Genomic DNA, 12,598 nt, shown 5'->3' on the forward strand with positions numbered 1-12,598 from the left:
ATTGCAGTAACACTGTGAAAAGGTCGTTTCCTTGTAAAAGGTGCGGCCTTTTTTAATGCCTGAAATATGGCGATGGAAAATGCGGTGTGGAAGTACATCCATGTAGCAACGCCCATCGCGCATCCGTGCGCTCACCTCCTCATGCTGCGAAGCGGTGCTTCGTTCATGCGTCGCCCTTGCGCAAAGGAAATGCCAGTGCAAGCACTGTGTCATTATCCTTTGCACGATAGGTGGCGCTCTCTACAGGGGAATGTAGGTGCTCGTAGCCACAATCGTAGAATAATCTACAGATTGCAGTAACACAGTGGGAAAGGTCGTTTCCTTGTAAAAGGTGTGATCTTTTTTAATTTCTGGAATTCAGATAACGGCGCTGAGCAGGAGAAGGTGGGGATTGGTGGAACGATAGGGCTGGGCTACTGCTAGCCCGGCCCGCGAGATACTTTAAATTATAACGCTTTCGAAGATGCTATTGATCTCTGACTGGTGCTTTTGTGCGTAGTGCAGGCTTGGTGCAACGTACATGATGACATAAAGCTTATCATTTTTAGTGGTCAGCAAGGCATCGACGGATTTCTTCAGGCCATGTTCCAGAAAATATGAAAGCTGTAAACGAAATGCAATATCATCCCCAAGTTCAACCGGTGACATGTTCTCTGTTATGACGGAGATTGTACCACCATGACTATTTTTCAAAGAGGTCTTAATGAACTCTTCTAGCTCATTTGGTAGCATGCCTTTTTTGAAGGTGGGTAGAGGTAGCTCTTTATTGTGTGACTTAAAGATACTCTCTCCTTCGTTGATATTGCCTATGATATAAAGCTCATTCAAACCAAGGCCGTCTTTAGTCCACAGCTCTGATTTTTTATGCTGATTGAATCCGGCTTTGTTCCAGGTGCTGGTCGGCGTTAGGGTAATACCATGTACCGTTGTTTGTTGAGATTTGACGAGTTTGAAAGCTGCGCATGCATTAAGCATAAGTAGCATGCTAATAATTAGTAGTTTTTTCATTTTTTATCCCAGAGATTTTAAATAATATTTGATCATGGCTCTATCTTTGGCTTTTGGTTCTGCATCCAGGTATTTTTGGAAGTGCTCTTTCGCCAGAATGTTCTTTTTATCTTTTAGATAAAGATATGCCAGATGCTTGTATGCGGAGGATGGTACAGTCGGATGCTCTATTGCTTCTTGATAGTAAGAAATAGCCTTTTCCTTGTCTCCGGCGTTACCACGTTTTCGATACAACTCACCATAGAAATAATTGATATAGGCCGGAGGGTAACCTAAGGCTTGATGACGCTTTAACAACACTTGAGTTTGTTCCAGCTCTTCAAGCTCAATATGGCCTTTCATCAGCATGTAGTAACGGCTTGAAAGTATTGGAACAAGTGGCTTTACATGTGCTTTTGGCTTATCAGCTACTAGGCGCTTGGCATGTTTATCCAGGTACTCATTGCGTTCCTTGGAGGGTGGATGGCTTGCCCAAAAAGCCAAGTCACTCTCCTTACTCTTGTCCTTCTCACGCTCGTGCATGACAGAGTGCCATAGTTTGCTTGCTTCATTTGGATCAAATCCAGCTCTGTTCATGAGTTCTGTGCCCATTATGTCGGCTTCTTTTTCATGCTGTCGGCTAAAAGCTGCATTATTTCCTGACATGGCAATAGTTGCCAAACCATATACACCCGTAACTGCCGCGATACCGGCATCGAGCAGCACAGTTGCCCATGCTGAGCTTTGTGCTTTTCGCCACTGCTCTATTTGATGCGTTCGTAAAAAATGGGCTATTTCATGACCTAAGATTGCAGCGAGCTGCGACTCATTTTCGACACGCAATAACAGCCCTGACCATACATGCATCATCCCATTGGGGTACATCGCAGCATTAAAGTGCGGATTATCAATAATATAAACGCGAATTGAAGAACAATATTCCCCCGCAATCTTACATACCATCTCAGATACATATTGATTCAGTTCTTTGTCACGTATCAGATAAGGCGAGCGCTTTACGTCTTCTTCCAGTTCATTGACTTTGTACCAAAACCCGCCTTCATCGGATGCCCAGTCAGGTTCATACTTAATGTCAATCGTGGGAGCAAACGTTAGCTCCTGCCCGTTAGCATTTGATAAGCCTGCTATGAGTAATAGCAAGGCTAGCACAATAGAGTAACCTTTCATCATTTGCTTGCAGCAGGGAAACTATCGAGAAGATTACCAATAGTCTTTTTAGCCGCTTTTTCAGTACGTAGGTCGCCGCTGGTACTAACTAAACGGTTGAACCAAACGATATCACCCGTTTTCAAGTCAACTAGAGAGGCGAAGCCAACCTGAATTCCACCATGGGCGCCCAGTAATACTTGCATAGCTACACGGCCTGCACTTGCATAGCTATCTCTGACAAAAACGAACAGGGCATAGTCAGCTCCTGATTCTTTGGCGAGCGTTTGTGCATCTGTCCCTAAACTCCAATCGAATTTTTGTTTTTTTGTTGGAAGCTGCTGGTGACCTAAGTGGTGAACCAAGACAGAATAACCTACAGCTTCGTGCAATTTGGACAGTTGGTAGTTTGTTGCTTCCGGGTCTGTGCTGGTTGGTTGATAGACGATTGTATCTGTCTGTTTGCCTGTCATATACTCCGAGATCGCCCCTGTCATATGCTCTTTTGCATTTTCTGTCCAATCAGCCTTGGTTTCAAGAAAGCCAAGTGCCGATAGCTCTGAAAGTTCAACATCCAATGGCATTAACAGTATTTTAGAACTTGCATTAGTCTGGGTTTTTAATTCAGTTGTACCTGAATATTTTTTGGTTTGTGCACACCCCTGTGCAAGTAGTAAAGCACTGAAAAGGGCAATGGTGAGTAGTTTTTTTATCATTTTTAGTACCTTTAATTAAAACTGTCACAAAATAATCTATTTATTAAAGATTTGCAATAAATTGTAAGGAAGTGTAGAGGGTTTCGGCTGGCGTTTCGGTATTTATTTGCTAGCTTTAAAAGCTAAACATACAAGCATTTTTAGGGTCTGATTATGGCGCAAATTCACGCTCCCAAACTCTTGTCTTTCTGCTGGTCGGAATTGTGTTCGAGCAACTGGCAGGAAGCGAAAGCGTTTTATACACAGCTGTTCGACTGGGGCTTTGATGACCAGCCAATTGGTGAAGGCGCGTATTACACAATGCTGCAAAAGCACGATGATGATATTGCTGCTATGTATCAGATGATGCCGCAACAAAAAGATGCGGGTGCGCAAAGTCAGTGGCTGAGCTATATTGCGGTGGACAATGTGGATGAAATGGCTGAGCGCGCAGCCGCACTCGGTGCGGAGATTATTGCCGGTCCACATGATGTACCGTCAGCCGGTCGAATGGTCATGTTGCAGGAGCCTGCTGAAGGGGCACATTTCGCGCTTTGGCAAGCCAAGGAGCACATTGGTTGTAAACGTGAATTGGAAGCCAATATTCCCTATTGGCATGAGTTGGCAACACGCAACAGTCAAAAAAGCAGGGCGTTTTACAGCGCATTGTTAGGGTGGCAGGCACAAGATAAACCTATGGAAGGTATGGATTATGTGTTGTTTAGTGCACGCGATACGGTGGTTGCGGGTATGCTGCAGATGACAGAGGAGTGGGGAGAAGAAATCCCTGCCCACTGGATGACCTACTTTGCTGTGCTGGATTGCGACGCCATGGCTGAGAAAGCTCGAGTGCTTGGCGGGCAAGTGTGTGTGCCACCCACGGACATTCCCCAGGTCGGCCGCTTTGCGGTGATCACGGATCCTCAGGGGGCCGTTTTTTCAATTATTCAGTCTGTTATGCATGACATTGAGCCTTAGCCTGATGTGAATCGGGTGCCCTCGTTTTCCGGGGATTAGTCCAAAGAGATGAGTTGCCCCTGGCAGTGAGCGAAGGCATTTTGCAGTCGCGAGACGTAGTGTCGGAGTTGTCCGTTTTTTCTGATGGCTTTTATATGAGCACTGAGTTTTGGTACCAAAGCATGGTGTTTTTTGTGAACGTAGTGGTACACAGTAAAGAAACTTTCGTCGGCGACTTTACTATACAGAGTCGTCAAGCCAGACTCACACAGTGAACCCAGAGCATACTTGTCAGTAACCAGGATGCGATTGACACGACCACGACTCAGAGCCTGATACGCCGAAATGTTGTTTTGCACCGGGTTACAGTTGAGCTGGTGTTGCTCGCAATACCACATGGTAATTAAGTTGCCGGCGATAATCGCCAAGTCGGTTTCGCTGGATAATTCACAGTACTTTGGAGCTGTGCATAGTAGCATTAATCTGAGTTCACTCAGTGGTGCCGGCACAGCAATTAAATTTGAATAACGTGCACCAACTAACCCAACGCGTCCGGCTTCTGCATCCAGCTCCCCCTCATTCACCAACTGCAGGCCTCGTTCACTGGGCAGAAATTCAAACTCAGGCCTAATGCCCATGGGGGCATATATTTCAGTGAACATTGCAGTGATTTGCTGCTGCCCCAGGCTATATGACAGGGCCTCACTGACATTAATACGATAGGTGTTTGCTTGTGCCAAAGGTAACCACAGCAGAGCAAGCATGAGCAGGTAGTTTGGCAAGAGTGTCCTCCCTTAACTGGTACTCTTTAAAAGTAGCAGAACCTGCTAGGGCTGAAAGTCATCGCTGTAATCTATAGAATAGTGAGCATGTCAATATGAGTGAAAATACTCAAATGAGGAGGAAGGTATGTCAAAACATGTGGTGATCACCGGCGCAAATCGCGGGATTGGCCTGGAGTTATGCCGACATTACTTAGCTGTCGGTGAGCGGGTCACGGCGGTGGTGCGTCGTAGCTCAGAAGCATTACAGTCTTTGGATGTTACTGTTATTGAAGGCATTGATGTTAGCGTGCCAGAAGATATCGAGACCTTAGCAGCAGAGCTTGCAGATCTGAAGATAGATATCCTGATTAATAATGCAGGTATTTTCCGTAACGAATCCCTCGCCCACATGGACTTTGCGACACTGGAGCAGCAAGTCATGGTTAATGCCGTAGCGCCAGTTCGCGTGACGCATGCATTGCAGCACAACCTGGCAACAGGTGCTAAAGTGGCGATGATCACCAGTCGAATGGGCTCTATTGCAGACAATGGTTCGGGTGCATACATTGGTTATCGCATGTCGAAAGCCGCGTTGAATGCAGCGGGTGTCAGCCTGGCGCATGAGCTCAAACCTCGTGGTGTGGCTGTGGCATTGTTGCATCCCGGATTTGTGCAGACTGAAATGGTCAATTATGCAGGTGATATCTCACCTCTAGAAGCGGCGCAACGGTTGGTTAAGCGTATCGATGAGCTGACGCTGGAAACCAGTGGCGGGTTCTGGCATTCAAATGGCGAACGTCTGCCCTGGTAAGCATGAAGCGGGGCATCAGTGACGAGCAAAGTTGTGCTAAACTTCCCTCAGGTAATTGCATAAATGAGCTAATTTTCATGGAACTTCAAGAAAACACCCCACTAAACCTGCCTTTATTTAGACTGGACGATAATCTGACCGAGCGTGATATGGAGCAACCGGATCTGACCTTAGAAGTCGTTCTGGATGCTAACCTGTTGGCGAATCTTTGCCAGAACCCAGCTCCTGAGCAAAGTGTCAGTATTCCACTTGAGGGTTATCAGATCGGTAATATTGAGCAGCAAGTGGCTGAGATTCTGAGTCAGGGCCATCAGGCACAGTTGTTGCTCAATCATGGACCGGTGCTGAGCGCTGTATTAAGTTGCGAAAGCCAGGCGGTGTTTGTCTCTCCGCCCATGGAAATGATGCCTACGTTTGATCTGGGGCTGGATGATGAAGATGGCGAAGAGGGCGCATAATGCGTAGATCCGGCTGGATACTGGTTGGCATAGTCACTTTACTAAGTGGTTGTGTGGCACTAGGTGTCAACCATTATGATGACCTGTTTGGGCCGCAGCAGACACAGCAGCGTATGCAACCCCAATCAGCACAACAGGGCGCTACTTATCTGAGCGACATAAAACCGATTCTGGATACACGATGTGTGGTTTGTCATGGTTGTTACGATGCACCCTGTCAGCTCAAGCTGAGTTCGCCTGAGGGGATTGACAGGGGAGTAAGCAAAGCCCGGGTTTACGATGGCACCCGGCTGCTTGCGCAGTCGCCAACCCGACTTTTGTTTGATGCACAAACAACATCTCAGTGGCGCGAAAAAGGCTTTACGCCCATTCTCAATGAGCGTGTGCAAACCGAGTATGCCAACCTCAACGGCAGCGTGCTGTATAACAGTTTGTTGCTTAAGCAGACGCAGCCGTTTGCTCAACAAGGGTTATTACCGGACCACTACGATTTTTCACTGGACAGAGTGCAAACGTGCCCGACCATGGACGAATACCCTGAATACGCACAGGAACAACCTCACGCAGGCATGCCTTATGGCTTGCCTGCGCTGACGAACAGTGAGTTTGCCCAATTGACTGATTGGATCAAGCAAGGCTCGCCCATGAGCCAGATTGCGCCACCCAGTGAGGCAGAGTTACAGAGTGTGGCGAAGTGGGAAAGCTTTTTAAATCAGGACGACAATAAAACGCGCCTTGCAGCACGGTACATTTACGAACACTGGTACCTGGCGCACATCTATTTTAATCGCCTGGATAAACAGTCATTTTTTACTCTGGTGCGCTCCAAAACGCCGCCGGGTGAACCCATTGAACTGATTGCAACAGTCAGGCCATTTGATGACCCTAAAGTCGCTCGGGTTTATTATCGCCTGATGCAGGTGCGCAGTACCATTTTATCGAAAACCCATATGCCACTGGCACTGAATGATGACAAACTGGCGCGTCTGCAGGCGCAGTTTATTCACAGTGAGTATGAGGTGGCGCAGTTACCGGGTTATGCGCCTAAACTGGCTGCCAACCCCTTTAAGGTGTTTGCGGCAATCCCCGTTAAGTCACGTTATCAGTTTATGCTTGATGAGGCTGAGCTGATCGTTAAAGGCTTTATTAAGGGCCCTGTTTGTCGCGGCCAGATAGCGCTGAATGTGATCAATGATCACTTCTGGGTGGCCTTTGTCGACCCCCAGAAAAATGCCTCGCCGGCTGTGGAGCAATTATTGACCCGGCATGATGACGACCTGCTTTTGCCGGCGGCTGAACAAAGCAATGTGCTGCCTTTGTCAAGCTGGGCGCAATATGCCAAGCGCCAGCATGACTATCTTGAAGCCAAAACGGCTTTAGCCAACCAGGTGTTTGCAGATGGCAAGCGACTCAATATGAATCTGATCTGGCAAGGAGATGGGCATAATCAGAACGCAGCCCTGACCATTTTCCGTCATTTTGACAGTGCCACAGTGGTGAAAGGGTTTATCGGTCAAGCACCTAAAACCACCTGGGTGCTGGATTATGCGCTGTTTGAGCGGATCCATTATCTGCTGGTTGCAGGGTTTGATGTTTACGGCAATATCGGCCATCAGCTGGTGACTCGGCTATATATGGACTTTTTACGCCTTGAGGGAGAGCAAAATTTTCTTAATTTGTTACCACTAAGTCATCGTCAGCGCATTAAGCAGCACTGGTATCGCAAGTCGCATCTGAGTCTCAGTGAATTTATCAATCGCAAGTCATTACTGGGCGCGCCGTCTGGGATCCACTACCAAAGTGACGACCCGCAGGCAGAGCTGTATGACATGTTAAAAGCACATCTAAAGCCTGTGTTAAATGAAGCCTATGACTACACTGCTGTGCCAACTGCGCTGCAACCCCTCAATGAATTGCCAGTGAGGGCGATCAACCAATTGCCCCAGGTGTCATTTATTCTGGCTGTCGATAACAAAGGTGCGCATCAGCCCTACACCCTGATCCACCATAATGCGCACTTTAATATTTCCAGCTTGTTGAATGAAGAGGGACAGCGCGCCTATCAGGAAGATACCGCGACCTTAGTTCCCGGGTTTATCGGTGATTACCCAGAGGCCATCTGGCATCTACCAAATCAGGCGCACATCGACGCCTTTGTGCATCAACTGAGAGAGGTCCGCACTGAGTCGGATTACCGCACGCTGAAAGCGACCTTCGGGATCCGCAGAACGCATCCGCAGTTTTGGCAATACAGTGATTTATTGCACCGTATTGCCCTTGAAACTCGGGGTGTGGAATATGGCCTGTTTGACTATAACCGACTGGAAAACAGGTAATCAACGGCGGGCCCGTCGGGCCCGTCGGATATTATTTTAGATTACTGGCAGCACGGACCGCGGCCAGCAGCACGCTCTCTTCCAGACGTACTTTGTAATTAGGGTTAGCATACTGAAACTGCACCAGACCCGCTTTATCAATCACAAAAACAGCGGGCACAGGCAGCGCCACCCGGCTTTTGCCATCCAAATCTACAAACTGCACGCCCATCCGGTCGCGATAGGCCTTAGCGGTTTTGTCATCCAGGTAATAAGCCAGTCCCAGTGCCTGGGTTAACGCCAGCTGGTCATCGGAGAGTAAGCGGTAGTTGGGGGAGCTGATATTGCTCTTACTCAGTGCCTGCGGGCTGTCAGGAGAAACCGCTACTATCTGTGCACCCAGCTCGACTATCTGCTTTTCAATTTTCTGCAGCCCAGCTAACTGGCGCGAGCAATACGGGCACCAACCGCCGCGATAGACCACCAATACCGTCGTCTTGTCTTGATACAGTTTTTCTAAATCCACCGCTTTGGCGTTGTTGTCCTGAAGGGTTAAAGTCGGCGCTGTCAGGCCTGGCAGTAAAGGTGCAACCTGCTCCGGGTGTTCACTAATGTTAGTGGCTTGCGCAGCAGACGCAGAAAAGGACAGTAACTGGGTAACCGTCAGTGTTAACGCAACAAATATGGATCGCATGTAAAACCTCAAAATTAGATGTATGAACCCTATTAGAACGGGACAGCGCAGAAAAGCTTTCATTGTGGCTCATCGTGGTAATTATGCCACTGTGTGGGTATCATAGCGCTTTGACTGAATAGTGAGAGCGCAAATATGTCTGCAAATAGTGCGAAGCTGGTAGTGATGCTGGAAATGCAAAACGCCATGAATACCAAAGTGCATGAGCAATGGTTCAGCCAGGGATTTGAGTGGTATCGCGCCATCTGGGTTGAGTGTGCAGAAATGCTGGATCACTACGGCTGGAAATGGTGGAAAAAACAAACACCGGATACCGAGCAGGTGATTCTGGAGCTGGTTGATATCTTTCACTTTGGCTTGTCTTTGCGCATTGATGGAGAGACATCTTATGAGGCGCTGGCGGCACAGCTGGATAACGAGCTGGCACAACCATTATATGCTGAAGACTTTAAGGCAACGCTGGAAGTGCTTGCTGCATCGGCTGTGGCCGATAAAGCTTTCAATGCGGCAGCATTTGCCGGATGTATGCAGCAGATTGGCATGACCCTGGATGATTTATATCGCGGTTACGTGGGTAAAAATACCCTGAACTTCTTCCGTCAGGACCATGGTTACAAAGATGGCAGCTATATCAAACAGTGGCACGGCAAAGAAGACAACGAGCACCTGGTTGAAGTGGTGAAAAGCCTGGATACTGAACATCCAGACTTTGCTAAGCTTGTTTATCAGGGCTTGCAGGCACGCTACCCGGGCTGATCAGCTGATCGGTAGTAACGTGCGATAATCACAAATGGCCGGGTAATCAGTGATCTCTTTATGGGGTTGCTGACTATCCGGATTCGCGATGGCCAGTAAGTGCCCAATGCCATACTCTTTGGCGGCAGCCAATACCGCCAGGCTGTCATCGACAAATAGCGTCCGACTTTTATCAAATCCCAGATCCGCCTGAACCTGTTGCCACAGTTGCTGACTTTCTTTACTGACACCATAGCTGTGTGTTGAGATGAGTTTATCCAGATACTGGTCAAACTGGGTGCGCTCGATTTTGAGACTCAAGCTGTCAGGGTGCGCATTGGTTAATAAAATCAGCTCTTTGCCGGCATCTTTCAGCGCCTGCAAAAATGCCGGCACGTCTTCACGAATAGAGATCAAATGCTGAATTTCGCGTTTAAGCTCCATGATAGGCAGTTGCAGTTGTTGCTGCCAGTAATCCAGACAATACCACTCGATTTGTCCCATAACGGCTTCGTAGCGCGCAAGGATATCGGCACGTGCTTGCTCCAGCGTCAGGCCTTGTTTGACGGCATGGGCCTTAGGGATCACGTCCAGCCAAAAGTGATTATCAAAATGCAGGTCGAGTAAGGTGCCATCCATATCCAGCAACACAGTATCGATCTTTGACCAATTTAACATAGGCATTTACCTGTAAAGGCTTTATGATGAGGTTAATGGCCATGATAGCAAAATAATCTCTATGTCACAGAAAAAGCACCCAATTCCCCCTGAGATATTAGCCTCTGAGGTTGTCGCAAAAAGTAAGCTCTTTACGGTAGAGTCCCTGTCGCTGGCATTTTCTAATGGCGAGCGCCGTGAGTATGAACGAGTTCGTGGCGGCGGCCGGGGGGCTGTGATGATAGTGCCCATATCAGCCGAAAATGAGCTACTCTTAGTAAGAGAATATTGCGCGGGGACGCACGATTATCAGCTTGGTTTTCCAAAAGGGTTGATTGATCCGGGTGAAACCCCTATTGAAGCGGGTAACCGTGAGTTAAAAGAAGAAGTTGGCTTTGGCGCTCGACAGTTTTGTGATCTGAAAACTCTATCACTGGCACCCAGCTACTTTAACGCCAGAATGCATATACTGGTGGCGCAGGATTTGTACCCGGAGCAACTGGCCGGTGATGAACCTGAACCATTGGTGGTGGTTAAATGGCCCCTGGCACAGTGGCAAGCGTTACTGAGTCAGCCCGACTTTACCGAAGCCCGTAGTGTCGCCGCGCTGTTATTACTACAACAGTACCTGACAACGGAGGCTTAATGCAGTCATTTTTAGAGCCCTGTATCACCCTGGCTGTGCAGGCCGGGCAGGCGATTATGGCCATCTATCAGCAAGACGACATAGGGGCGCGGGAAAAGTCTGATCATACACCGGTAACCGCCGCGGATCTGGCTGCCAACGAAGTACTGACAGCCGGGTTGCAAGCGCTGGCCCCGGACGTACCAATTATGTCTGAAGAGACCCCCATTCCGCCGCTGGAAAGCCGGCAACACTGGCAGCGTTACTGGCTGCTGGATCCAATGGATGGCACCGGTGAGTTCATTCTGGAAAGTGGCGACTTTGCGGTAAACATTGCCCTGGTTGAAAACAACCAGCCAGTACTTGGCGTGATCCACTGGCCAGCCAAAGGTGTGACCTATTTTGCTACTCACAAGGGGGGGGCTTTTAAGCGCAGCGAAGGGCGTGATGAACCTATTTCGGTAGCGCCGAAAGGCACGCTCACTTTGGCGGTCAGCCGCAGGCAAAAAATTGAGGCGGTGAGCCAGTATCTCAACAGCCAGTTTGATACTGTGGCACTGGGCTCGTGTTCGCTCAAGGCGTGTATTGTGGCCGAGGGGAAAGCCGACTGCTTTTTACGCGTTGGACCAACAGGGGAGTGGGATACCGGAGCTTCTCAGGTCATTGTTGAAGAAGCGGGAGGCTGCATTACCGATGCAGAATTTAATCCGCTGACCTACAATCAAAGAGAAAGCACAGAAAATCCTGACTTTATTGTGATGGGCCACCCAGACTGGCAGTTTCAGAAGTTAATCAACCCACATCAGAGAGAACAGTAGTCTGACCGTAAATTTGGTCGTTAAGACAATTAATGTCATATAAGGGCGTTAAAATAACGTGGGTTGACTGCTTTTTGAGCGGTTGACGCCCTTTTCTTGATTAAGACCTTGCATTATCAAATCAATTCTATATTATAGCGACCTCTTAAAGAGTTAGGGCAAATTAAGCCTTGATAAATGCTTTTTAGGTACTTCGCTCAACGGAAGTAAAACGTTGAACATACAGGCGCGGGATGGAGCAGAATGATAAATCATTCGTCGGGCTCGTTAATTCCAAAATCGCCGAAGGTCGTCGGTTCAAATCTGACTACCAGCTTCTTTCAGTAGAAGTAAAACACTGAAATACAGGCGCGGGATGGAGCAGCCTGGTAGCTCGTCGGGCTCATAACCCGAAGGTCGTCGGTTCAAATCCGGCTCCCGCAACCACTTTATGAGTGGTAACGCCGAAGGTCGTCGGTTCAAATCTGACTACCAGCTTCTTTCAGTAGAAGTAAAATACTGAATATACAGGCGCGGGATGGAGCAGCCTGGTAGCTCGTCGGGCTCATAACCCGAAGGTCGTCGGTTCAAATCCGGCTCCCGCAACCACTTTCTGAGTGGTTAAATCGAAAGTATCGATTGTCTCTTCTATCAACAGAAGCAAAACGTTGAACATACAGGCGCGGGATGGAGCAGCCTGGTAGCTCGTCGGGCTCATAACCCGAAGGTCGTCGGTTCAAATCCGGCTCCCGCAACCACTTCTTTATGTGGTAACGCCGAATGTCGTCGGTTCACTCTTCATAAATCAATGGCTCCCACAATTACTTTCTGAGTGGTAACGCCGAATGTCGTCGGTTCACTCTTCATAAATCAATGGCTCACAAAATAAAAAAATCGGGGGGGAAGCCGGTGGGGGAGGGGGGGGGGGTCGGGGGG

Annotated in this window: 13 protein-coding genes and 3 tRNA genes; 10 read left to right on the forward strand and 6 right to left on the reverse strand. The window is 48.4% G+C overall.

The annotated features are described in order from the left end of the window. Positions 1 to 441: 441 nt before the first annotated feature. The 3 genes from CWB98_RS18435 to CWB98_RS18445 are packed head-to-tail and all read right to left on the reverse strand — an operon-like array spanning position 442 to position 2,870. A complete protein-coding gene (locus CWB98_RS18435; RefSeq protein ID WP_138546185.1) occupies positions 442 to 1,008 on the reverse strand; it encodes a hypothetical protein in 567 nt (188 codons plus the stop codon). 3 nt (positions 1,009 to 1,011) lie between these two features. Then, the gene (locus tag CWB98_RS18440) at positions 1,012 to 2,178 is read right to left on the reverse strand and encodes a M48 family metallopeptidase (RefSeq protein ID WP_138546186.1); all 1,167 of its coding nucleotides are present in this window, start codon (positions 2,176 to 2,178) and stop codon (positions 1,012 to 1,014) included. After that, positions 2,175 to 2,870 carry a hypothetical protein gene (locus CWB98_RS18445; protein ID WP_138546187.1) on the reverse strand — a complete coding sequence of 232 codons (696 nt, stop codon included), beginning with the start codon at positions 2,868 to 2,870 and terminating at the stop codon, positions 2,175 to 2,177. Before CWB98_RS18445 ends, CWB98_RS18440 begins: the two co-directional genes overlap by 4 nt. A 153-nt stretch (positions 2,871 to 3,023) precedes the next feature. Between CWB98_RS18445 and CWB98_RS18450 the strand changes: the two genes are divergently transcribed. Further along, on the forward strand, positions 3,024 to 3,827 hold the full coding sequence (locus CWB98_RS18450; protein ID WP_138546188.1) for a VOC family protein: 804 nt from the start codon (positions 3,024 to 3,026) through the stop codon (positions 3,825 to 3,827). Positions 3,828 to 3,862: 35 nt separating this feature from the next. On the opposite strand, the gene CWB98_RS18455 is transcribed toward CWB98_RS18450, so the two are convergent. Next, positions 3,863 to 4,588, reverse strand: a complete 726-nt coding sequence (locus CWB98_RS18455) for a hypothetical protein (RefSeq protein ID WP_138546189.1) — start codon at positions 4,586 to 4,588, stop codon at positions 3,863 to 3,865. A gap of 127 nt (positions 4,589 to 4,715) precedes the next feature. Between CWB98_RS18455 and CWB98_RS18460 the strand changes: the two genes are divergently transcribed. The 3 genes from CWB98_RS18460 (at position 4,716) to CWB98_RS18470 (ending at position 8,175) form a co-directional block, all read left to right on the forward strand. Next, positions 4,716 to 5,381 (forward strand): SDR family oxidoreductase, encoded by a 666-nt coding sequence (locus CWB98_RS18460; protein ID WP_138546190.1) that lies wholly within the window; start codon positions 4,716 to 4,718, stop codon positions 5,379 to 5,381. Between the two features lie 77 nt (positions 5,382 to 5,458). After that, on the forward strand, positions 5,459 to 5,839 hold the full coding sequence (locus CWB98_RS18465) for a hypothetical protein (protein WP_138546191.1): 381 nt from the start codon (positions 5,459 to 5,461) through the stop codon (positions 5,837 to 5,839). Next, positions 5,839 to 8,175 carry a fatty acid cis/trans isomerase gene (locus tag CWB98_RS18470; protein ID WP_138546192.1) on the forward strand — a complete coding sequence of 779 codons (2,337 nt, stop codon included), beginning with the start codon at positions 5,839 to 5,841 and terminating at the stop codon, positions 8,173 to 8,175. The genes CWB98_RS18465 and CWB98_RS18470 overlap by 1 nt, the downstream gene beginning before the upstream one ends. Positions 8,176 to 8,206: 31 nt before the next feature. Here the strand turns inward: CWB98_RS18470 and CWB98_RS18475 are convergent, their stop codons facing one another. Further along, positions 8,207 to 8,848, reverse strand: coding sequence for a peroxiredoxin-like family protein (locus tag CWB98_RS18475; protein WP_138546193.1), 642 nt, complete (start codon positions 8,846 to 8,848; stop codon positions 8,207 to 8,209). A 135-nt stretch (positions 8,849 to 8,983) separates the two neighbouring features. Between CWB98_RS18475 and CWB98_RS18480 the strand changes: the two genes are divergently transcribed. Then, on the forward strand, positions 8,984 to 9,604 hold the full coding sequence (locus tag CWB98_RS18480; RefSeq protein ID WP_138546194.1) for a dUTP diphosphatase: 621 nt from the start codon (positions 8,984 to 8,986) through the stop codon (positions 9,602 to 9,604). Here CWB98_RS18480 and yrfG read toward each other — a convergent pair whose 3' ends face one another. Next, positions 9,605 to 10,261, reverse strand: a complete 657-nt coding sequence (yrfG, locus tag CWB98_RS18485; RefSeq protein WP_138546195.1) for a GMP/IMP nucleotidase — start codon at positions 10,259 to 10,261, stop codon at positions 9,605 to 9,607. A gap of 61 nt (positions 10,262 to 10,322) precedes the next feature. Here yrfG and nudE point away from each other — a divergent pair, with 61 nt between their 5' ends. The 5 genes from nudE (at position 10,323) to CWB98_RS18510 (ending at position 12,420) form a co-directional block, all read left to right on the forward strand. After that, positions 10,323 to 10,886, forward strand: coding sequence for an ADP compounds hydrolase NudE (gene nudE / locus CWB98_RS18490; RefSeq protein ID WP_138546196.1), 564 nt, complete (start codon positions 10,323 to 10,325; stop codon positions 10,884 to 10,886). Then, positions 10,886 to 11,683, forward strand: coding sequence for a 3'(2'),5'-bisphosphate nucleotidase CysQ (cysQ, locus tag CWB98_RS18495; protein ID WP_138546197.1), 798 nt, complete (start codon positions 10,886 to 10,888; stop codon positions 11,681 to 11,683). Before nudE ends, cysQ begins: the two co-directional genes overlap by 1 nt. A 349-nt stretch (positions 11,684 to 12,032) precedes the next feature. Then, positions 12,033 to 12,109, forward strand: a tRNA-Met gene (locus CWB98_RS18500). Positions 12,110 to 12,194: 85 nt separating this feature from the next. Further along, positions 12,195 to 12,271, forward strand: a tRNA-Met gene (locus tag CWB98_RS18505). A 72-nt stretch (positions 12,272 to 12,343) separates the two neighbouring features. Then, positions 12,344 to 12,420, forward strand: a tRNA-Met gene (locus tag CWB98_RS18510). Positions 12,421 to 12,598 lie beyond the last annotated feature (178 nt).

Source organism: Pseudoalteromonas rubra (assembly GCF_005887115.1).
Lineage (GTDB): Bacteria > Pseudomonadota > Gammaproteobacteria > Enterobacterales > Alteromonadaceae > Pseudoalteromonas > Pseudoalteromonas rubra_F.